The organism is Streptomyces sp. NPDC006140 (assembly GCF_040628815.1).
Taxonomy (GTDB): domain Bacteria; phylum Actinomycetota; class Actinomycetes; order Streptomycetales; family Streptomycetaceae; genus Streptomyces.
This window is the reverse complement of record NZ_JBEXTS010000001.1, coordinates 198,017-218,069: the sequence shown is the minus strand read 5'-3', so window position 1 is coordinate 218,069 and position 20,053 is coordinate 198,017. Positions and strand designations below refer to the sequence as shown.

Sequence of the window (20,053 nt, the reverse complement as noted above, 5' to 3'; positions counted from 1 at the left end):
GCTTCAACACTCAACGAGGTCGGATCGGCCAAGAAAGGAATGAAATGAGCCACATGTGGCGTTTCCTGTCACAGAGGCAACGTCCGTGCCGGTCGGCGACGACGTGAAGGTGGGCAGCCCTGTGCCCTCACGAGGGCGGGGCGGCGGCGGGGAGGTCCCCGTCCCGGCCGCGTAACAGGGAGCCGTCCCGGGCGTAACACGGCCGAAGCACGCTGGACGGCATGCAGAACACCGCCACGCCCACGCACTGCCCGTACTGCGCCCTGCAGTGCGGGATGAACCTGACGCCCACGCCGGACGGGACCGTCGAGGTGAGCGAGCGCGCGGACTTCCCCGTGAACCGGGGCGCGCTGTGCGGCAAGGGCCGTACGGCGCCGGCGGTGCTCGCGAAGAACGTCCGGCTGACCTCCCCGCTGGTGCGCGACGCGGGCGGCACGCTGGTGCCCGCCTCCTGGGACGAGGCACTCGACCGGATCGCCGCGGAACTGCGCCGCACGCGCGCCGAGCACGGGCCGGACGCGGTCGGCGTGTTCGGCGGTGGCGGCCTCACCAACGAGAAGGCGTACACGCTCGGCAAGTTCGCGCGGGTCGTGCTCGGCACGTCCCAGATCGACTACAACGGCCGGTTCTGCATGTCGTCGGCGGCCGCCGCCGGCATCAAGGCGTTCGGGCTGGACCGGGGGCTGCCGTTCCCGCTGGAGGACATCCCGAAGTCGGGCTGCGTGATCCTCGTCGGGTCGAACCTCGCGGAGACCATGCCGCCGTCGCTGCGCTTCTTCACCGAGCTGAAGGAGAACGGCGGCACGCTGATCGTCATCGACCCGCGCCGCACGAGGACGGCCGAGCAGGCGGACCTGCACCTGGCGCCGCGGCCGGGCACGGACCTGGCGCTCGCGCTGGGCCTGCTGCACCTGGTGATCGCCGAGGGCCGGGTGGACGAGGAGTACATCCGCGAGCGCACGGCCGGCTGGGAGGACGCCCGGGCCGCCGCGATGGCGCACTGGCCGGAGTACGTGGAGCGGATCACGGGGGTGTCCGTTCCCCAGCTGCGCGAGACGGTACGGCTGTTCTGCGAGCCGGAGTCGGCGATGGTGCTGACCGCGCGCGGGCCCGAGCAGCAGTCCAAGGGCACGGACACCGTCGGCGCCTGGATCAACCTGTGCCTGGCGACCGGCCGGCCCGGCCGCCCCCTGTCGGGCTACGGCTGTCTGACCGGGCAGGGCAACGGGCAGGGCGGGCGCGAACACGGACAGAAGGCCGACCAGTTGCCGGGCTACCGCAAGCTCGACGACCCGGCGGCGCGGCGGCACGTCGCCGAGGTGTGGGGCGTCGACCCGGACAGCCTGCCCGGCCCCGGGCGCAGCGCCTACGAGCTGCTGGACGCGCTGGGCACGGACATCAGGTCGCTGCTGCTGATGGCGTCCAACCCGGTCGTGTCGGCGCCCCGGGCCGCGCACATCGAGGAGCGCATCAAGTCACTGGACTTCCTGGCGGTGTGCGACGTGGTGCTGTCGGAGACGGCGGCGCTCGCGGACGTGGTCCTGCCGGTCACCCAGTGGGCCGAGGAGACCGGCACGACGACCAACCTGGAGGGCAGGGTCCTGCTCCGCCGCCGGGCCATCACCCCGCCCGAGGGCGTCCGCAGCGACCTGGAGGTCATGCACGAGCTCGCCGCCCGCCTGGGCGTGGAGAAGGGCTTCCCGACGGACCCGGAGGAGGTCTTCGAGGAACTCCGCCGGGCGAGCGCGGGCGGCCCCGCGGACTACTCGGGGATCACCTACCGCAGGCTCGCGGAGGAGAACGGCGTGTTCTGGCCCTGCCCGGCCCCGGCGGAGGCGGGGGGACCGGGCGAGGGCGCCCGGCCGGACGGACGGCTGGCGGCGGTGGACGGCGGTGAGGACGCCCTGCCGGACGGACAGCCGGCGGCGGTGGACGGCGGTGAGGACGCCCTGCTGGACGCGCCGCTGCCCGACGACCCGGCCCGGGAGACGCCGACCGCCCACCCGGGCACGCCCCGCCTCTTCCTCGACCGTTTCGCCACGCCCGACGGACGGGCCCGCTTCGTGCCCGTCTCGCACCGCGCGACCGCCGAGGAACCGGACGACGAGTACCCCGTGCTGCTCACCACCGGGCGGGTCGTCGCGCAGTACCAGTCCGGCGCGCAGACCCGGCGCGTGGCCGAGCTGAACGCCGCCGCGCCCGGGCCGTTCGTAGAGATCCACCCGCGGCTGGCGGCCCGGCTCGGGGTGGCCGAGGGCGACCCGGTCGCCGTGGTGTCCCGGCGGGGCCGGGCCGTGGCGCCCGCGAGGATCACGAACGCCATCCGGCCCGACACCGTCTTCATGCCGTTCCACTGGCCGGGCGAGGGCCGCGCCAACTCCCTCACCAACCCCGCGCTCGACCCGACGTCCCGGATGCCGGAGTTCAAGGCGTGCGCGGTGCGGCTGGAAGCGGTCGCGCGGGAGGCGGCCGAGGAGGGATCGACCGGGGAGGGGTCAGTCGCGGAGGGACCGGTCGAGCGGGAAGCGGTCAGCGCACGTTGACCGCGTTCCAGGCCGCGGCCACCGCCCGCTGCTCGGTGCTGTCGGCGCCGTAGAGGTCCTTCGCCGCGCTCAGGGTCGCCGTGCGCGCGCCCGCGTAGTCCGTCGAGGACGTCATGTAGGCCGTCAGGGCGCGGTACCAGATCTTGCCGAGCTTGGCGCGGCCGATGCCCTGGACCGTGGAGCCGTCGCAGGTCGGCGAGGTGTGGCTCACGCCGTTGATCGTCTTCCTGCCGCTGCCCTCCGCGAGCAGGTACGCGAAGTGGTTGCCGACGCCCGAGGAGTAGTGCACGTCGAGGTCGGCCACCTTCTCGCTCCAGCAGTCGGCCGACTCGCCGTCCCTGGACGGCTTGTCCATGAAGCGCAGGGCCTCCCGGCCGAGGCCGGAGCGGACGACCTTCTCGCCGATGAGCCAGTCACCGGGGTCCTTCGCGTTGTCCGCGTAGAACTCCACCAGCGTGCCGAAGATGTCCGACGTGGCCTCGTTCAGGCCGCCGGGCTCACCCGAGTACGTCAGCGCCGCCGTCTTGGACGTCACGCCGTGGGACATCTCGTGCCCGGCCACGTCCAGCGACACCAGCGGGCCGAGCTGCTTGCCGTCGCCGTCGCCGTACGTCATGCAGAAGCAGGTGTCGTCCCAGAAGGCGTTGTTGTAGTCCTTGCCGTAGTGGACGCGGTTGTACGAGCCCTTGCCGTCGCCGGCGATGCCGCTGCGGCCGTGGACGTTCTTGTAGTAGTCCCAGGTGACGTCCGTGCCGTACTGGGCGTCCACCGCCACCGTGGCACGGTCGGAGGTCCGGCCCGTGGCCCAGTGGTTGTCGGCGTCCTCGAAGAGCGTCGCCGGGGCGCGGGTCAGGCAGATGGTCAGCAGGCACTGGTCCGTCTTGTTCTCGGCGTCACCGGTGTAGGTGCCGCCGCGCGTCGCGTCCTTGAGCCGGTACGACGACCCGGACTTCGTCGTCTCCAGCGGGACCGTGCCGCCGTAGAGGGACTCGCCGTCGCCCGCCGCCGACTCCAGGGTGTCCCAGGCGTCGATCCGGGCGCCGGTCGTCGCGTCGGTCAGGACCGTGCGCCCGACCGGGTTGCCGAGGTCGTCGTGCGCCACCGCGTCGGTCTGCCAGGCCAGCTTCGGGGCGCCGTGCAGGGCGTCGACGACCAGGCGCGGCTTGGCGGTCAGCTTCTTCAGGGTCTCGCCGAGGTGTGCGGCGCGCAGCAGGCTCGCGGCGAGGTCGGCGGCCTTGGGGGCGGACACCTTCGGGGTGACGCCGGTGAGGGAGAGCGCGGACTTCGTCGCCCGGTTCGTGCCCCGGTAGCTGCCGTCCGGGTTCAGGTGGAGGACGAAGTCGCCGCCCAGCACCGGGAGTCGGCGGTAGGTGCGGTCGTAGCGGACGTGCCGGGTGCCGTCCTGGTCGACGATGACGTCCCGGACCTTCGCCTCCTGGGCGGAGGTGAGGCCCAGTTCCGCGGCCCGGTCGTCGAGGACTGTCTCGGCGTCCTCGATCGCTTCGGCCCTGGCCGGCCGCTCGGCCGCGCCGGCGGTCGGGGAGAGCGCGGCGGCCAGCAGGGCGGCGGTGCCGGTGACGGCGGCACCGGCGGTGGCGAGACGGGAACCGCGGACATGACGTATCCGACTCATCGGTCTCCTCATACGGGCGCACCCGGTCGCGTGGGGTCGACCGGGGGCGGCGTTGATGTTGACCGCGAGTCAAGTCGGGGTGGACCTGGCATGTCCATAGCCCCGCTGTGGAGGTGTGTGAGGGTGCAGAATCGTTCCTGTGACCCTGCCTTTCTTCGTCTACGGCACGCTTCGCCCCGGCGAGGTCAACCACGACCTCTTCCTGCGCGGCCGCACCTCCGCCGAGGAACCGGGCCGGCTCGCGGACGCGGTGCTGTACGACGGGCCGGGCTATCCGTACCTGGTCGAGGAGCCGGGCGGCGGCGTCGTGAGCGGGGAGCTGGTGACGGCGCTGCCGGAGACGTACGGGGCGCTGCTCGCGGAGTTGGACCGGCTGGAGGAGTACGTGCCGGGGGATCCGCGGAGCCTGTACGTGAGGGTGGAGCGGAAGGTCGTCCGGGGGGTGGACGGGGTGGGTGTGCGGGCCTGGGTGTATGTCGCCGGGCCCGCTGTCGCCGCGCGCCTGCGGAGTGCCGGGCGGCGGATCGAGGGTGGGGACTGGCGGGGGTGAGGGGGCGCGGGGCGCTCCGCGCAGGCCGTACGGCGGCTGCGGGCCGTCCGGCGACCGCGGGCCGTCCGGCGACCGCGGGCCGTCCGGGGTTGCTCGCGCAGTTCCCCGCGCCCCTGGGACTGGCGCTTCGCGCCGTCCCCCGGTGGGGTCAGGCCGCGTAGGGCCGGCTTTCCCGGGCCTGCCGCAACGCCCGGCCCCACCACACCAGTTGGTCCAGCATGGTCTTGGCCGCGGCGTCCGGGGCCGTCGGGTCGCGCAGGGTGCCCTGGTCGTCGAAGGACGCGCCGGCGTTGTGGAAGGAGACGGTGTCGCGGACCGTCACGGCGTGGAGTTCGGCGAAGACCTGCCGGAGGTGCTCCACGGCGCGCAGGCCGCCGGACAGTCCGCCGTAGGAGACGAGGGCGACGGGCTTGGCCTGCCACTCGGAGTAGTGCCAGTCGACGAGGTTCTTCAGGCCCGCCGGGAAGGAGTGGTTGTACTCGGGGGTGAGGACCACGAACGCGTCCGCGCGGGCGAGCTTCGGGGTGATGCCGGCCAGTGCGGCGGTCGCCTCCGGGGTCCGCTCGAAGGACATCGGCAGCTCGGTCTCACCGACGTCCACGACCTCGGCGACCAGGTCGTCGCGGCCTCGGAGGCGGTCCAGGAGCCAGTCGGCGACGACGGGCCCGAAGCGGCCGTGACGGTTGCTGCCGACGACGAGGGTGACGTTGAGGGGGCGGAGGGCACGGTCGGCAGAGGACTGCCCACGCCCGGCTGTGTTGGCTGCGGCTGTGTTCATGCCGCACAGACTCGTACCTCAACCTTGCTTCAGGTCAAGCCCCGACCGACGGAACCAGGTCACCCGTTCACACCCGCCCGCCGCACATTTCCGCGCCCCGCCCGTCACACGCCCCGTGACCTGGCGAAACACCCCTGACGGGCCGTCGGGCCCCCCGCCCCTGACACCCATTCACCCCAATTCTGACGCCGCCTCAGAAAGCGCGGCCGCCCCGCAGCCCGTTACCTCGGAAGGGCAGGCGCACGACCGACCAGCGCGAAGGAGCACCGATGCGACGTACCGCCCGGCCGCTGACCGGTACCGCGCTCGCCGTCGCCGCCGCGGCCCTCGCCACCGCCCCCGCGTACGGCGCGCCCGCCGGTGACCTGGAGGTGTCCCCGTCCTCGGTCGTGCCGGGCGGGCAGGTCGCGGTGCGCACGGCGGCCTGCGGCGCCGGCGGCACGGCGACGGGTGACGCCAGCGCGGTCGGAGCCGGTTCCCTCGGCCTGGCGCCGGGACCGCACGAGCCGGCCGCGACCGGCCGGTTCAGGGTGCCGCCGAGCGCGCAGCCGGGGACGTACGAGATCACCGCGACGTGCACCGGGAGCGGCCGGCGGGTCACCGGTGACCTGGTGGTCACGCTGGCGTCCGGGCACGAGCAGGTGCATCCCCGGGGGAGTGTGAAGACGGGGGTCGGTGGCGCTCTGGGCCCCGATCCCGTGCAGACCGCGGCCGGTGTGGCGGCCCTCGCCGTCGCCGCCGCGGGCGGTACCTGGCTCCTGCATCGCCGGGCGAGAGGCGACGGGATCTGACGGACACCCTCCGCTGTCCGTCGCCGGTACCGCTGTCCCCTCCCCCTCCGGGTCCGACGCCCCTCGCGGCCCGGAGGGGGGTACGGGGCCGCAGCTCAGGAAAGGGTGGGTATGCGCAGGTTCCCCAGGTACGGCAGCGGCGTCCGCAACCCCGCGAACGCGGCCATGGCGGCCGTCACGGTGTTCGCCCTGTGCTCCGGGGTGTGGCTGCTGCGCAACGGCGTCGAGACGCACGCCCCGCCACAGCCGTCCGCCGCGCAGGCCCGGGCCGGGCAGGAGCAGGCCGCCGTCCCCGCGCTGCCGCCCTCGCCGCCCGACCGGATCCGCATCCCGGCGATCCGGGTGAACGCGCCCCTGACCGGGCTCGGCCTGACGAAGACCGGCAGCCTCGACGTACCGCCGGCCGCGCGCGAGAACCTCGCCGGCTGGTACGAGGCCGGCACCACCCCCGGCGAGAAGGGCACCGCGATCGTCGCCGGGCACGTCGACAACGCCGAGGGGCCCGCCGTCTTCTACGACCTCGGTGCCCTGGCCAAGGGCAGCACGATCGAGGTGGACCGGCGGGACGGCAGCGTCGCGGTGTTCACCGTGGACGCCGTCGAGGTGTACGCCGCGAAGGACTTCCCCGACGAGAAGGTCTACGGCGCCGCCGACCGCCCCGAGCTGCGCGTCATCACCTGCGGGGGCGGCTACTCACGCGGCACCGGTTACCAGGGGAACGTCGTCGTCTTCGCGCACCTGACCGGCAGCCGGTGAGCCTCCCGCTCCCAGGACGTTGGCCCTCCCCCACTCCCCCAGCGGCTCCAGCGCCGCGTTCAGCGAGCGGCCCCGGGCGGTCAGCGAGTACTCCACGCGCGGCGGGACCTCGTCGTACGCCTCGCGGTGCACCAGTCCGTCGGCCTCCATCTCCCGCAGATGCGAGGCGAGCACCTTCTCCGTGACGCCGGGCAGCTCCCGGCGCAGCTCGCCGAAGCGGCAGGGCCGCTCGTTCAGCGCCCACAGGATGAGCACCTTCCACTTGCCGCCGATCACGTCCATCGCCGCGTCGATGCCGCAGACGTACCCGCCCGGCCGCCGTTCCCTCGTCCCCATGCCCTCGACCTCCCCTGCCGCTGCCTGCACCCTTCCCCCGGGGTAACCACCCACTTCGAAGTACGTACTTGAGCAGGCCCTCCCCCTGCGACGAGCCTAAACGCCATGACCGACAACGCAGTTGCCTCCCGTACCCCGCTCACCCTTCTCGGCGCCGGAGCCATGGGCACGGCCCTCGCCCGCGCCTGGCTCGCCGCAGGTCACGAGGTGACCGTCTGGAACCGCACGCCCTCCCGCGCCGAGGCCCTCGCCGCCGACGGCGCCACCGTCGCCCGGACCGCCGCCGAGGCGGTGGCCGCGCACCGGCTGGTGATCGCCTGCCTGCTCGACGACGCCTCCGTGGACGAGGCCCTCGACGGGGCCGACCTCACCGGGCGGGACCTGGTGAACCTCACCACCGGCACCCCTGGCGAGGGCCGGGCCCGGGCCGCCTGGGCGGAAGCGCGCGGTGCCCGTTTCCTGGACGGCGGGATCATGGCCGTACCGCCGATGATCGGCGTCCCGGACTCCGGCGGTTACGTCTTCTACAGCGGCTCCCGCGAGATGTTCGAGGAGCACCGCGCCACCCTCGCCGTCCCGGCCGGCACCCGTTACGTCGGGGCCGACCCGGGCTTCGCCGCGCTGCACGACGTGGCCCTGCTGAGCGCGATGAACGGCATGTTCGCGGGCATGGCCCACGCCTTCGCCCTGATCGGCCCGGAGGACATCGCCCCGAAGGACTTCGCCCCGCTGCTCGTCGACTGGCTGACCGCGATGGCCCCGGCCGTGCACCAGACCGCCGACCAGCTGGAGAGCGGCGACTACACCAAGGGCGTCGTCTCCAACCTCGCGATGCAGGCGGCCGGTATCCCCACGTTCCTGCGCACGGCCGAGGAACAGCACGTCAGCCCCGAGCTGCTGACGCCGTACCTGGAGCTGATGAAGAGGCGGGTGGACCAGGGGCACGGCGACGAGGACGGGACGGGGATGATCGAGCTGCTCGATCTGCGGCGCGGCGCCTAGCAGCTGCCGTCGCACGGCAAGCGGAAGCCGCCTGGGGGGGGCCGCAGCCGCCGGGACAGGGGAAAAGGCCCGCTGGCACCACGCAGCCGGCCCCGCACCGGCAGCCACCGCCACCGCCACCGGCCCACGGTGTTCCGCGTCCCGGAACGGAGAGTGGCCCATCGCGGCGGTGCTGTCTAAACCGGTGTACGACCGCCGCTTCCGCTCCCTTCTGGAGGTACCCCGTGTCGACCACGCTCGACAGCGCCAGCCCGGACACCGCGCAACCAGCGGTGGTCAAGGCAGCCGACCTGCTGGCGGAAGCCGCCCGTACCGGGGCCGCCTGTCCGCCGGTACGAACGCTGTTCGACGACGGCGGCGATCTGGAGACCGCGTACGCCGTTCAGCAGCTGAACGTCCGGCGCGCCCAGGCCGTCGGCCGCCGGATCGTGGGCCGCAAGACCGGACTCACTTCCGCGTCCGTACAACGCCAACTGGACGTGGACCAGCCCGATTTCGGGGCGCTCTTCGCCGACATGGCGGTGGCCGACGGCGGCCGGGTGCCGTCCGGACGGCTGCCGCAGCCCACGGTGGATCTGGCCACGCAGCCGAAAACCGCTTCCTGACGCGCGGAGCCGAGGGGCCCGAGCCGGCGCGTGAGCGCTCGAACGTCGAGGTCATCTGTGGCGCGACGGCGGATTCGTGGAGCCGGAGGCGCACCTCAGTCTTTGACAGGGCCCCGCTGAGCGGTGAGCGCGACCCGGGTCAGGAGGTTCCGGAACTGGGCCCCAAGGACGGCGCTTTCACTCGCTCGGCCCACGCTGTTACCCAGCTCACTTTTCTTGTGGGTAGATGTTCTGCTGTGCATACTATCTTCATCGCAGCAGAAACCATGTTGGAGGACCGCACCATGAACCTGTTCCGCCTCGACGCGAGCATCCGCACCGAAGGATCGGTGAGCCGCGCCCTCGCCGACACCGCCGAGCAGGCCTGGCTCGCCGAGCACCCCGGCGGCGTCGTGACCCGGCGCGACCTCGGGGTCGAGCCGCTGCCCGGGGACGCGTGGACCGCGCTCGCCCACGAAGTCGTCAACCCGGCCGCACCGGCCCCCGCTGCGGCGCACGAGCTCCTCGACCGTCTCGGCACGGAACTCCTCGAGGCCGACGCGTTCCTGTTCGCGGTGCCGATGTACAACTGGAATGTCCCGGAGCAGGTCAAGACGTGGATCGACCTGATCCTGAAGCACCCCCAGGTGGGGATCCACGGTGACCAGCCCCTCAAGGGCAAGCCGGCGCTCCTGACGCTGAGCCGGGGCGGCGGCTACGGGCCCGGCTCCCCCAAGGAGGGCTGGGACTACGCCACGCCCTACCTGCGCAGGATCCTGGCCGACGTCTTCGGCCTCGACCTGCAGATCGCCGAGGCGGAGCTGACCCACGCGTTCTGGAACCCGGAGATGGCGCACCTGCGGGGGCTGGCCGAGGAGTCGATGAAGACTGGGCACGAGCAGGCCGCCGAGCACGGGCTGCGGATCGCCAAGCTGATCAGGGCCTGACCGCCCCAGGGCCTGTCGCGCAGATCACCCGAGGTGCGGGCCCCCGCACCGATCTGCGAGACAGGCCCTTGAACGATCGCTCTCAAGGCGTTCGTGAAAGGACTGCACGTAGGCAATGGAGCCGCAGCGCGGGAGACGGCCGTTCCGTCGTCGGTCACGCAGAAGGCGTCCGACCTGCTGGAAGTGTTCCGTCACGGCCGCGTGTTGACGCTGAGTGAGGTGGCGCGCCGCGCCGGTCTGCCGAAGCCGCCGCCTCGTCGCGCTTCCGTACCTGCCGGATCGGCACCGGGCCGTCGGGCACACCATCCATCTTTGGTCACCCTGGGTGTCATAGCGGCGGGCGTCGTCGCGCTCGGCTCTGCGACCGCACTCCCCGCCGACGCGGCAACCAGGTACTGGACGGTCCAGGGGACCGGATCCACGCCGGCCGAGGCCAAGAAGGCCGCCGACGTGCGAAAGAGCAGGTCAAGTGCCGTTTTGTGCTGTGCGTCAACGTGGACGAGGAAGAACACGCGCGGGGCCGGCGAAACGTGTGCCGGTTCCCGGAACACGCGCTTCGTCGGTCACGGTCCCGCGCCATAGCGTTTCCAACGCCACCAGCTCAGCCGGCGCCCCGACCGACGCGCCGCTCAACGAGGAGGAGACGAGTGGCCACCGAAACATTACTTTCCTGCTCAACGCGACGCCGCAGCGGCTTGGGAAGCAGCAGACGACGCCACGAGGAGGGACTTGCCGAGCCTCGCAGTTGACTACATCAGCGTGAACCAGGCCCGCGCATAAGCGACAGCGGCACGAAAGAATGCCCCCAGATTCAAAGATCTGGGGGCTTTCCTCATGCCCGGAAGAACGCTGCGAACACTACCAACTACCCCCGCCAAACGGTGACGCTGATCTTGCCAGAAGGCTGCCACCCGGTGGAGTAGGTTTGACTGCTAGCCGTCGACATCATCGAATGCCAAGGCCCAATCTTGATCTCGGCGTAGGCTCGCTTCCGGTCGTCCAGGGTGTCGTAAAGGGTTCCGTGAAGCAGGACTTCACCGTCGTTGTTGGAACAGAAGCTGTATGTGATCTTTACGCCAGTGTTTTCCTTCGTCTGGGCTTTCACGCACTTGCCTGCCGCAGTGGCCGGCGTGGCGGTCAGCGCGGTCAGCCCGCTCACAGCCAGGACGACGCTTCCCGTCACAGCAGCAAGGCGCCTTACGGCCGTCATGTGTACTCCCCCAGTCAGCTTGGACGTTCATGTGCGCGCTTCGCGGCACGTGCACCCCAGCATGGAGGACACCCGGCGCCCCGCGTACCTATAACATTCCAGGGCCCTAGCCACCCTGCCCGCTGCCGTGCACCGACCGCAGCGAAGACGGCCGGGAATCCCCTTCGCTCTGGTAGGGGTGAGTCGGAAGAGGTATCGCGCACCTTTCCACACATGATCGGCGGTCTGAACCCTCCGGCTCGTGGCGTCAGCGCGCTCCCCCGTTCCTTGCGGAGGTAGAGCCCTGTGCCATGCCTCGATAACTCAGTTGGTCAGAGCGCCTGTTTCTTTGGTAAACGTGCCGGTGCTTGGGCCGATGAGGCCGTCGTAGAAGCCGATGCCGAGGCCCGCGAGGCCGATCGCCGCGAGGACCTGGCGGCGGGTGGCCGGGCCGGTCGCGGGTGCCGTGCCGAACGCGGGCCGCAGGATCACGAAGGCGGCGACGGCGAGCAGCACCACCATGATCACCGGCTTGAGGACGTCGTTGCTCATCCCGGCCGCGAGGAAGGCCCCGCCGGAGGATCCGGCGAGGGCGGCCAGCCCGATCCGCACGGCCGTCCGCACGTCCACGGGAGCCTTGCGGGCGTATGTCACCGCCGCGCCCGTCGTGCCGACGACGGCGACCGCCTTGTTGGTGCCCAGCGCCTGCGCGGCGGGCGTGCCCGGCGGCAGGCCGGGCAGCAGCACCGGCAGCAGCAGGAGCCCGCCCCCGCCGACCACGGCGTCGATCCATCCGGCGGCGAGGGCCGCGAGGCGGAGCAGGACGATCATGGTCAGCGATATGTCGGGCATGATCAGCACCCTGTGCGGCACCTTCTGCCGCACCTCCTCACAGCCCGCCGGTGCCGCCCACCGGGAACCCTCACACCCACCCCCCGCCCCCGCTGAGGGCAGCGTTCCCCGTGGGAAACAGATGTGATGCTGCCGGGTAACACCGGCACCGCACGCTCGATGACATGACCTCGAATGAGCGTGTGGTGGTGATCGGCACCGGCCTCGCGGGCGTACGGCTCGCCCGGCGGCTCGGTGAGCTCGGCACGCCCGCGTCGCTGATCGGCGAAGAGGAGCACCGGCCCTACAACCGGGTGCTGCTCGCCGAAGTGCTGGCCGGGCGTTACAGCCCCGAGGTGATCGCCCTGCCCGCGCCCGCGGAGCTGCGGCGCGGCCGGGTCACCGGCATCGACCGCGCGGAGCGGACCGTCACCTGCGCGGACGGTTCCGTGATCGCATACGACCGGCTCGTTCTCGCGACCGGCTCCAACCCCGTCCTGCCGCCGCTGCGCGGGCTGTTCACCGAGGACCACCAACTGCCCGAGGGCGTCCACGCGTTCCGCACCATGGACGACTGCCTGGGCCTGTCCAAGGCCGTCCGGCCGGGCGTGAAGGCGGTCGTCATCGGCGGCGGGCTGCTCGGCGTCTCCGCGGCCCGGGCGCTCGCCCTGCGCGGCGCCCAGGTCGTGCTCGCCCAGCAGTCCGAACGGCTGATGGAGCGCCAGCTCGACCCGGCCGCCTCCCAGCTCGTCAAGCGGCATCTGACCGACCTGGGCGTGGAGGTGCACACCGAGTGCCGCGTACGGGACGTGCGCTGCGTCGGCGGCGCCGTGCGCTCGGTGGAGATGGCCGACGGGTACGCGCTGGACGCCGATCTCGTCGTGGTCGCCTGCGGGGTCCGCCCGCGGGTGGGACTCGCGCAGACCGCCGGGCTCGACGTCCGCAAGGGTGTCGTCGTCGACGACGAGCTGCGCACCTCCGACCCGTACATCCACGCGATCGGCGACTGCGCCCAGCACGACGGCGTCCTCTACGGCCTCGCCACTCCCGCACTCGAACAGGCCGACGCGCTCGCCGAGCTGCTCGCCGGTGACACGGCCGCCCGCTACACCGGCACGCGGTCCCTGACCCGGCTCACGCTCACCGGGCACGACAGCCCCTTCGACCTCGCCGCGTTCGGCGAGACGGAGGCGCTGCCGGGCGACGACGTCGTCCAGCTCGCCGACGCCACCCGCGGCACCTACCGCAAGGTCGTCGTCCGCGACGACCGCCTGGTCGGCGGGGTCCTCGTCGGCGAACTCGGCACCGTCGGCGCGCTCGCCCGCGCCTGGGAGGGAGCAGAGCCGCTCCCCTCCGACGGCGGCCCGCTGCTCCACCTGCTCACCAATGATGGAGGCTCCTGATGACCGCCACTGGGGCGAACCCCACGATCGTGCTCGTCGGCCACGGCATGGTCGGCCAGCGCTTCCTCGAAGCGCTCGCCGAGCGCGGCCTGACCGCCACGCACCGCGTGGTCGTGCTCTGTGAGGAGCCGCGCCCGGCGTACGACCGGGTCCAGCTGACCTCGTACTTCTCGGGCAAGACGCCCGAGGACCTGTCCATGACGGACATGGAGTTCATCAAGGACCACGGCATCGAACTTCGCGTCGGCGACCCGGCGGTCACCGTCGACCGCGAGGCCCGCAGGGTCACCGCCCGGTCCGGTGAGGTCTTCGACTACGACGTCCTGGTCCTGGCCACCGGCTCCTACCCGTTCGTGCCGCCGGTGCCGAACAAGGACGCCGAGGGCTGTTTCGTCTACCGCACGATCGAGGACCTCCTCGCCATCGAGGAGTACGCGAAGACCAGGGCGTCGACGGGAGCCGTCGTCGGCGGCGGTCTGCTCGGTCTGGAGGCGGCGGGCGCGCTGAAGGGCCTGGGACTCGACGCGCACATCGTGGAGTTCGCGCCCCGGCTGATGCCGGTCCAGGTCGACGAGGGCGGTGGCGCCGCCCTGCTGCGCACCATCGAGGACATGGGCCTGAGCGTCCACACCGGTGTCGGCACGCAGGAGATCGTGGTCGGCGAGGACGGTGCCGTGACCGGCATGAAGCTGTCCGACGGCTCCGAACTCGCCACCGACATGGTGGTGTTCTCCGCCGGTGTCCGCCCGCGCGACCAGCTGGCCCGCGACTGCGGCCTGACGGTCGGCGAGCGCGGCGGCATCACCGTCGACGAGCAGTGCCGTACGGTCTCCGACCCGCACGTGTTCGCCATCGGCGAGTGCGCGCTGGCCGCGGACGGCCGGGTCTACGGCCTGGTGGCCCCGGGGTACGAGCAGGCGGAGACCGCCGCCGCGACGATCGCTCAGGACGAGGCCGAGTTCACCGGCGCCGACCTGTCCACCAAGCTGAAGCTGCTCGGCGTGGACGTGGCGTCCTTCGGTGACGCGCACGGCACCGCCGAGGACTGCCTGGACGTCGTCTACTCCGACTCCCGCGCGGGCCTGTACAAGAAGCTGGTCATCGGCCGCGACGGGACGCTGCTCGGCGGCATCCTGGTCGGCGACGCGGAGGCCTACGGCACGCTGAAGGCGTTCACCGGCTCGGTCCCGCCGGTCTCGCCCGAGTCGCTCGTGCTGCCCGCCGGCGCCGGCGCCCCGGCCCAGCTCGGCCCGACGGCGCTGCCGGACGAGGCGATCATCTGCTCCTGCAACAACGTCACCAAGGGCACGATCCGCGGCGCGGTCACCGACCACCAGTGCACCACCGTGCCCGAGGTGAAGAAGTGCACCAAGGCCGGTACGACCTGCGGATCCTGCGTCAAGGTCCTCGGCCAGCTCGTCAACGCCGAGCTGGAGGCCAGCGGCGTCGAGGTCGACAAGGGCCTGTGCGGCTGCTTCTCGCAGACCCGCGAGGAGCTGTACGAGATCGTCCTGGCGCTGCGCATCAACACTTACCAGGAGCTGCTGGACCGCTACGGCCGCGAGGGCGCCCGGGGCGGGGACGGCTGCGAGGTCTGCAAGCCGGCCGTCGGCTCGATCATCGCCTCCCTCGCCCCGACCATCGGCGCGAGCGGCTACGTCCTGGACGGCGAGCAGGCCGCGCTGCAGGACACCAACGACCACTTCCTGGCCAACCTGCAGAAGAACGGCTCGTACTCGGTCGTGCCGCGCATCCCCGGCGGCGAGATCGCCCCGGAGAAGCTGATCGTGATCGGCGAGATCGCCCGCGATTTCGGCCTCTACACGAAGATCACCGGTGGTCAGCGGATCGACATGTTCGGCGCGCGCGTCGAACAGCTGCCGCTGATCTGGGCCCGGCTGGTGGACGCCGGCTTCGAGTCCGGCCACGCCTACGGCAAGGCCCTGCGCACGGTGAAGTCCTGCGTCGGCCAGACCTGGTGCCGCTACGGCGTCCAGGACTCCGTGAAGATGGCGATCGACCTGGAGCTGCGCTACCGGGGCCTGCGCTCCCCGCACAAGCTGAAGTCGGCGGTCTCCGGCTGCCAGCGCGAGTGCGCCGAGGCGCAGTCGAAGGACTTCGGCGTGATCGCCACCGCCAACGGCTGGAACCTCTACGTCGGCGGCAACGGCGGCGCCACCCCGCGCCACGCGGACCTGCTCGCGCAGGACCTGTCGGACGCCGAGCTGGTGCGGCTGATCGACCGGTTCCTGATGTTCTACATCCGTACGGCCGACCGCCTGGAGCGCACCTCCACCTGGCTGGAGCGGATCCCGGGCGGCCTGGACCACGTACGGGACGTCGTCGTCCACGACTCGCTCGGCATCTGCGACGAGCTGGAGAAGCTGATGGCCGACCATGTCGCGCACTACCGCGACGAGTGGTCCGAGACCATCAACGACCCCGAGAAGCTCGCCCGGTTCGTGTCCTTCGTGAACGCGCCGGACACTCCGGACCCGGTCGTCGCCTTCGTGCCCGAGCGCGACCAGATGAAGCCCGACCTGCCGCTGCTGTCCATCGGCATGCGACCCGCCGACGTTCTGGAAGGAAGCGCCCAGCGATGACCCTGGCACCTGAGACGACCGACCTGAAGGTCCAGCTCGCCCTGGACGGCGACTGGTTCACGGTCTGTGACCTGAGCATGCTGCTCCCGGGCCGCGGGGTGGCGGCACTGCTGCCGGACGGCCGCCAGGCGGCGATCTTCCGCGACCGTTCCGGCGAGCTGTTCGCCATCGACAACCGCGACCCCTTCACCGGCGCCGCGGTCCTCTCCCGCGGCCTGACCGGCTCCCACCAGGGCCGCCCGTTCGTGGCCTCCCCGCTGCTGAAGCAGCGCTTCGACCTGGCCTCCGGGCAGTGCCTGGACGACGAGACGGTGCAGGTGACGGTGTACAAGGTCCGCACCGCCTGACGGTCCGGACGCAGAAGCGACCCACCACGCGCGGGATCCCCGCCGGCCATGGAGGCCGGGCGGGGATCCCGCGCGTGGTCCGTTTCCGGCCGGGTAAACCGAAGCTTTACGGTTGCTTGGGGCATTGAATTGCTAAGGGCAAGTAATCCCCTTCTAGGGTTGCGGAATGACCGAAACCGCAGCCGTACCCGAGGAGGCGGCCCCGGCATCCCCGCCCGGCGGGCTGACCCACCGGCAGATCCTGACCATCCTCAGCGGTCTGCTGCTGGGCATGTTCCTGGCCGCCCTGGACCAGACGATCGTCAGCACCGCGATCCGCACGATCTCCGACGATCTGCACGGTCTGAGCCAGCAGGCGTGGGCGACCACGGCGTACCTGATCACCTCGACGATCACCACACCGCTGTACGGCAAGCTGTCGGATCTGCACGGCCGCAAGCCGTACTTCCTGACCGCGATCAGCATCTTCGTGGTGGGGTCGGCGGCCTGCTCGTTCGCCACGTCGATGACCGAACTGGCCTGGTTCCGGGCGTTCCAGGGGCTCGGCGCGGGCGGCCTGATGTCGCTGGTGCTGGCGATCATCGGCGACATCGTGCCCCCGCGGGAGCGCGCCCGCTACCAGGGCTATCTGCTGGCCACCTTCGCCACCTCCAGTGTGCTCGGCCCGCTCATCGGCGGGTTCCTGTCCGGCCGGGACAGCATCGTGGGGATCGCCGGCTGGCGCTGGGTGTTCCTGGTAAACGTGCCGGTCGGCCTGCTCGCGCTGGCCGTGGTCGCCAAGGTGCTCAACGTGCCGCACACCCGGCTCGACCGGCGGATCGACGTCTGGGGCGCGGTGACCATCGCGCTCGGCGTGGTGCCGCTGCTGCTGGTGGCCGAGCAGGGCCGCGACTGGGGCTGGGGGTCGACGAAGTCCGTGGCGTGCTACGCGGTCGCGGCGGTCGGCCTGGTGCTGTGGGTCCTCGTGGAGCGACGGGTCGGCGATGACGCGCTGATCCCGGTCCGGCTGTTCCGCAACGGGATGTTCAGCCTGGTCAGCGTGGTGCTGCTGATCGTCGGCATGGGCATGTTCGGCGGGATGATGATGATCCCGCAGTACCTGCAGATCGTGAAGGGGGCCACCCCGACCACCTCGGGCCTGCAGATGCTGCCGCTGGTCGTCGGCATGATGGGCGCCTCGATCGTCTCCGGCCAGGTCACCTCCAGGACGGGGAAGTACAAGTTCCTGCCGATCGTCGGCACCGCGCTGATGATCGTCGCGCTCCTGCTGTTCGCCCTGCGGGTGGACTGGGACACGCCGCTGCGGCAGACGATGGCCTACATGCTCGTCCTGGGCCTGGGGCTCGGCTGCTGCATGCAGACGCTGGTGCTGGCGATGCAGAACGCGGTGCCGCCGCAGGACATGGGGGTGGCGAGCGCCTCGTCCACGTTCTTCCGGCAGATGGGCGGCACGGCCGGCACGGCCGTGTTCACCACCCTGCTGTTCACCCACGTTCCCGACAAGATCGCGGACGCCTTCACGTCGGTCGCCCACACCGCCTCCTTCCGGGCGGCGCTGCGGGACCCGGCGGTGCGTGCCGACCCGGCGAACCGGCCGGTGCTGGACATGGTGCAGGGGCACGGGTCCTCCGGCGCCGACCAGGTGCTCAGCGACTCGTCGTTCATCCAGAAGCTCGACCCGCGGCTCGCCGTGCCGTTCAAGATGGGCTTCGCCGACTCGATGCACGTGGTGTTCCTGACCGCCGCGGCCGTGATGGTGCTGGGCTTCCTGCTGGTCCTGTTCATCAAGGAGGTACCGCTGCGCCAGGTGTCCGGGCTCCAGGCCCGCGCCGCCGAGGAGGGCTCGGCGGTTCCCGTGGAGAAGACACCGGTCGATGTCGAGAAGACCCCGGTCGATGTCGAGAAGACCCCGGCCGGGAAGGCTGCGTCCGCCGCGCAGACGCCCGCGCCGGCCCGCTCCGAGGCGGAACCGTCCGGCGGCGGAACCCCGGTGCGCGGCTTCGTCCGCGGCACGGGCAACGCCCCGGTCCCGCGGGCCGCCGTCACACTGATCTCCCTGGGCGGACGGCAGTTGGGCCGCGCGGTCGCCCGGGCCGACGGCGCCTACGCGGTGACCGCGCCGGCCACGGGTTCGTACGTCCTGATCGCCTCCGCCGACGGCTTCCAGCCGCAGGCCTCGACGGTCGTCGTGCACGACGACCCGGTGGCGTACGACATCCTGCTCAGCGGCACCAGCGGGCTGAGCGGTGCCGTGCGGGCCGCCGAGACCTCGCTGCCCGTGCGGGACGCGATGGTGATCGTGACCGACGTCCGCGGTGACCTGCTGGCCACTCAGGTCACCGGCGGGCAGGGCGAGTTCTCCTTCGAGGAGCTGGTGCCGGGGACGGTGACCGTCGCGGTGAACGCCGCCGGTTTCCGCCCGCGCGCCGTGCCGGTCGAGATCGGCGCCGGCGGGGCCACCCGCATCGAGGTCGACCTCGACTTCGGCGCCCACCTCCAAGGCGTCGTCCGGGCCCCGCACGGCCCGCTCGCGGACGCCCGGGTGACCCTGGTGGACGCGGCGGGCAACGTGGTCGGCACGGCCGTCACGGCGGCGGACGGCGCCTACGCCTTCACCGACCTGGACAGCGGCGAGTACACGGTCATCGCGACCGGCTACCCCCCGGTGGCCACGGCGCTGACGGTGAGCGGCCGCGGCGTCGACGGCCATGACGTGGAACTGTCCCACCCGGCCGAGTGACGGGGCACCCCGGCGGGCCCGCGCCTGGCAGGCTGGGCGCATGGTCATGCAGCCGAACGACTGGTCCGGGCTCTCCTGGCTGGGCCCTCCGATCGACGCCCGCGCGCTGTTCCGTCCGGAACTGGAGGCCCTGCTCGGGCTGTTGCGGGGACTGGGCCCGGCGGAGTGGGCTCGGATCGCCGTGCCGGGGTGGACCGTCCACGACGTCACCGCGCACGTCCTCGGCGACTGCGCCGCCCGCCTCGGCCGCCGTGATCCGGGCCCCTTCGCGCCCGGTGAGACCCTGGAGGCGTTCATCCACCGAGCCAACCAGGAGTGGGTCGAGCGCCACCGGGACACGGAACCCGCCGCGCTCGTCGACGCCCTGGAGCGGGCCGGTGCCGAACTGGCGGACCGCTTCGCCGCCGCCGACCTGGACGCGCCGTCGCTCGGCGTGTCCTGGGCCGGGGCCGACCCGGCGCCCCTGTGGCTCGACTGCGCCCGGGAGTTCACCGAGTACTGGACGCACCGGCAGCAGATCCGGCACGCCGTCGGACTGGACACCGACCCCGAGCCGCGGGCCCTGTCCGTGGTCCTGGACACCTTCATGCGGGCCCTGCCGCACACCCTGCGCGGCACCGAGGCACCGGACGGCACGCAGGTGGAGGTGACGGTCACCGGGCCGGGAGGGGGAAGCTGGACCGTGACGGCGAGGGCGGCGGTTACCGGCGAGGCCGGCGTGGCGGGGGGCTGGTCCCTGGGCGAAGGGCCGGAGGGGCGGCCCGCCTGTGCCGTACAGCTGGACGCGGAGACCGCCTGGCGGCTGTGCACGCGCGGCATCGAGCCCGCCACCGCCCTCGCCCGGGCCCGCGTCGAGGGTGAGCGGCGGCTCGCCGAGGCGGTGTGCCGGATCGTGTCCGTCGTGTACTGACCGGGACGGGCCGCCGCGCCCTGTCGAGTTCCTGTCGGGTTCGCCAACTCGGCGCGCTGCTCGGATCACTTGGCGTTTCATCGGGTGCGTCGAGTCACTCCCCCACCTGT

The 20,053-nt window shown here is 72.1% G+C and carries 16 protein-coding genes and 2 pseudogenes; 13 read left to right on the top strand and 5 right to left on the bottom strand.

What is annotated here, in order from left to right; all coding sequences use genetic code 11:
* Positions 1–221 precede the first annotated feature (221 nt).
* Positions 222–2,543, top strand: a complete 2,322-nt coding sequence (locus tag ABZ386_RS00950) for a molybdopterin oxidoreductase family protein (RefSeq protein ID WP_358962783.1) — start codon at positions 222–224, stop codon at positions 2,541–2,543.
* Here the strand turns inward: ABZ386_RS00950 and ABZ386_RS00945 are convergent.
* The gene (locus ABZ386_RS00945) at positions 2,530–4,176 is read right to left on the bottom strand and encodes a M4 family metallopeptidase (RefSeq protein ID WP_358962781.1); all 1,647 of its coding nucleotides are present in this window, start codon (positions 4,174–4,176) and stop codon (positions 2,530–2,532) included. The two genes, ABZ386_RS00950 and ABZ386_RS00945, sit on opposite strands and share 14 nt — an antisense overlap.
* 139 nt (positions 4,177–4,315) lie before the next feature.
* Between ABZ386_RS00945 and ABZ386_RS00940 the strand changes: the two genes are divergently transcribed.
* On the top strand, positions 4,316–4,726 hold the full coding sequence (locus tag ABZ386_RS00940; protein WP_355713714.1) for a gamma-glutamylcyclotransferase family protein: 411 nt from the start codon (positions 4,316–4,318) through the stop codon (positions 4,724–4,726).
* Between the two features lie 148 nt (positions 4,727–4,874).
* Here ABZ386_RS00940 and ABZ386_RS00935 read toward each other — a convergent pair whose 3' ends face one another.
* Positions 4,875–5,504, bottom strand: coding sequence for an NAD(P)H-dependent oxidoreductase (locus ABZ386_RS00935; protein ID WP_351332925.1), 630 nt, complete (start codon positions 5,502–5,504; stop codon positions 4,875–4,877).
* Between the two features lie 269 nt (positions 5,505–5,773).
* On the opposite strand from ABZ386_RS00935, the gene ABZ386_RS00930 reads away from it, so the two are divergent.
* Together ABZ386_RS00930 and ABZ386_RS00925 are read left to right on the top strand one after the other, a co-directional pair.
* Complete coding sequence (locus ABZ386_RS00930) at positions 5,774–6,295, top strand: hypothetical protein (protein ID WP_358962779.1); 522 nt, start codon at positions 5,774–5,776, stop codon at positions 6,293–6,295.
* 111 nt (positions 6,296–6,406) lie between these two features.
* Complete coding sequence (locus tag ABZ386_RS00925) at positions 6,407–7,051, top strand: class F sortase (protein ID WP_351332931.1); 645 nt, start codon at positions 6,407–6,409, stop codon at positions 7,049–7,051.
* Here ABZ386_RS00925 and ABZ386_RS00920 read toward each other — a convergent pair.
* Positions 6,989–7,387, bottom strand: a complete 399-nt coding sequence (locus ABZ386_RS00920; protein WP_114252207.1) for a helix-turn-helix domain-containing protein — start codon at positions 7,385–7,387, stop codon at positions 6,989–6,991. The two genes, ABZ386_RS00925 and ABZ386_RS00920, sit on opposite strands and share 63 nt — an antisense overlap.
* Before the next feature lie 105 nt (positions 7,388–7,492).
* Between ABZ386_RS00920 and ABZ386_RS00915 the strand changes: the two genes are divergently transcribed.
* From ABZ386_RS00915 to ABZ386_RS00900, 4 genes and pseudogenes are all read left to right on the top strand, one after another.
* Entirely contained in the window at positions 7,493–8,389 is an 897-nt protein-coding gene (locus ABZ386_RS00915; RefSeq protein WP_351332935.1) for an NAD(P)-binding domain-containing protein, read from the top strand.
* Between the two features lie 224 nt (positions 8,390–8,613).
* Positions 8,614–8,964, top strand: a pseudogene (locus ABZ386_RS00910) (2-keto-4-pentenoate hydratase); the annotation flags it as partial.
* A gap of 314 nt (positions 8,965–9,278) precedes the next feature.
* Entirely contained in the window at positions 9,279–9,920 is a 642-nt protein-coding gene (locus tag ABZ386_RS00905; RefSeq protein ID WP_351332938.1) for an NAD(P)H-dependent oxidoreductase, read from the top strand.
* 93 nt (positions 9,921–10,013) lie between these two features.
* Positions 10,014–10,502: a helix-turn-helix domain-containing protein gene (locus ABZ386_RS00900; RefSeq protein WP_358962776.1), complete on the top strand. Its 489-nt coding sequence runs from the start codon at positions 10,014–10,016 to the stop codon at positions 10,500–10,502.
* Positions 10,503–10,785: 283 nt separating this feature from the next.
* Here ABZ386_RS00900 and ABZ386_RS00895 read toward each other — a convergent pair whose 3' ends face one another.
* Together ABZ386_RS00895 and ABZ386_RS00890 are read right to left on the bottom strand one after the other, a co-directional pair.
* Entirely contained in the window at positions 10,786–11,130 is a 345-nt protein-coding gene (locus ABZ386_RS00895) for a hypothetical protein (RefSeq protein WP_356499465.1), read from the bottom strand.
* Positions 11,131–11,463: 333 nt separating this feature from the next.
* A pseudogene (locus ABZ386_RS00890) lies at positions 11,464–11,961 on the bottom strand (sulfite exporter TauE/SafE family protein); the annotation flags it as partial.
* 164 nt (positions 11,962–12,125) lie between these two features.
* Between ABZ386_RS00890 and ABZ386_RS00885 the strand changes: the two are divergent.
* From ABZ386_RS00885 to ABZ386_RS00865, 5 genes are all read left to right on the top strand, one after another.
* Positions 12,126–13,343 (top strand): FAD-dependent oxidoreductase, encoded by a 1,218-nt coding sequence (locus ABZ386_RS00885; RefSeq protein ID WP_356499464.1) that lies wholly within the window; start codon positions 12,126–12,128, stop codon positions 13,341–13,343.
* A complete protein-coding gene (gene nirB / locus ABZ386_RS00880; protein ID WP_351332947.1) occupies positions 13,343–15,946 on the top strand; it encodes a nitrite reductase large subunit NirB in 2,604 nt (867 codons plus the stop codon). The genes ABZ386_RS00885 and nirB overlap by 1 nt, the downstream gene beginning before the upstream one ends.
* On the top strand, positions 15,943–16,293 hold the full coding sequence (nirD, locus tag ABZ386_RS00875) for a nitrite reductase small subunit NirD (RefSeq protein ID WP_351332949.1): 351 nt from the start codon (positions 15,943–15,945) through the stop codon (positions 16,291–16,293). Before nirB ends, nirD begins: the two co-directional genes overlap by 4 nt.
* Positions 16,294–16,459: 166 nt before the next feature.
* Positions 16,460–19,033 carry a DHA2 family efflux MFS transporter permease subunit gene (locus ABZ386_RS00870; protein WP_358962773.1) on the top strand — a complete coding sequence of 858 codons (2,574 nt, stop codon included), beginning with the start codon at positions 16,460–16,462 and terminating at the stop codon, positions 19,031–19,033.
* 40 nt (positions 19,034–19,073) lie between these two features.
* A complete protein-coding gene (locus ABZ386_RS00865) occupies positions 19,074–19,943 on the top strand; it encodes a maleylpyruvate isomerase family mycothiol-dependent enzyme (RefSeq protein WP_358962771.1) in 870 nt (289 codons plus the stop codon).
* Positions 19,944–20,053 lie beyond the last annotated feature (110 nt).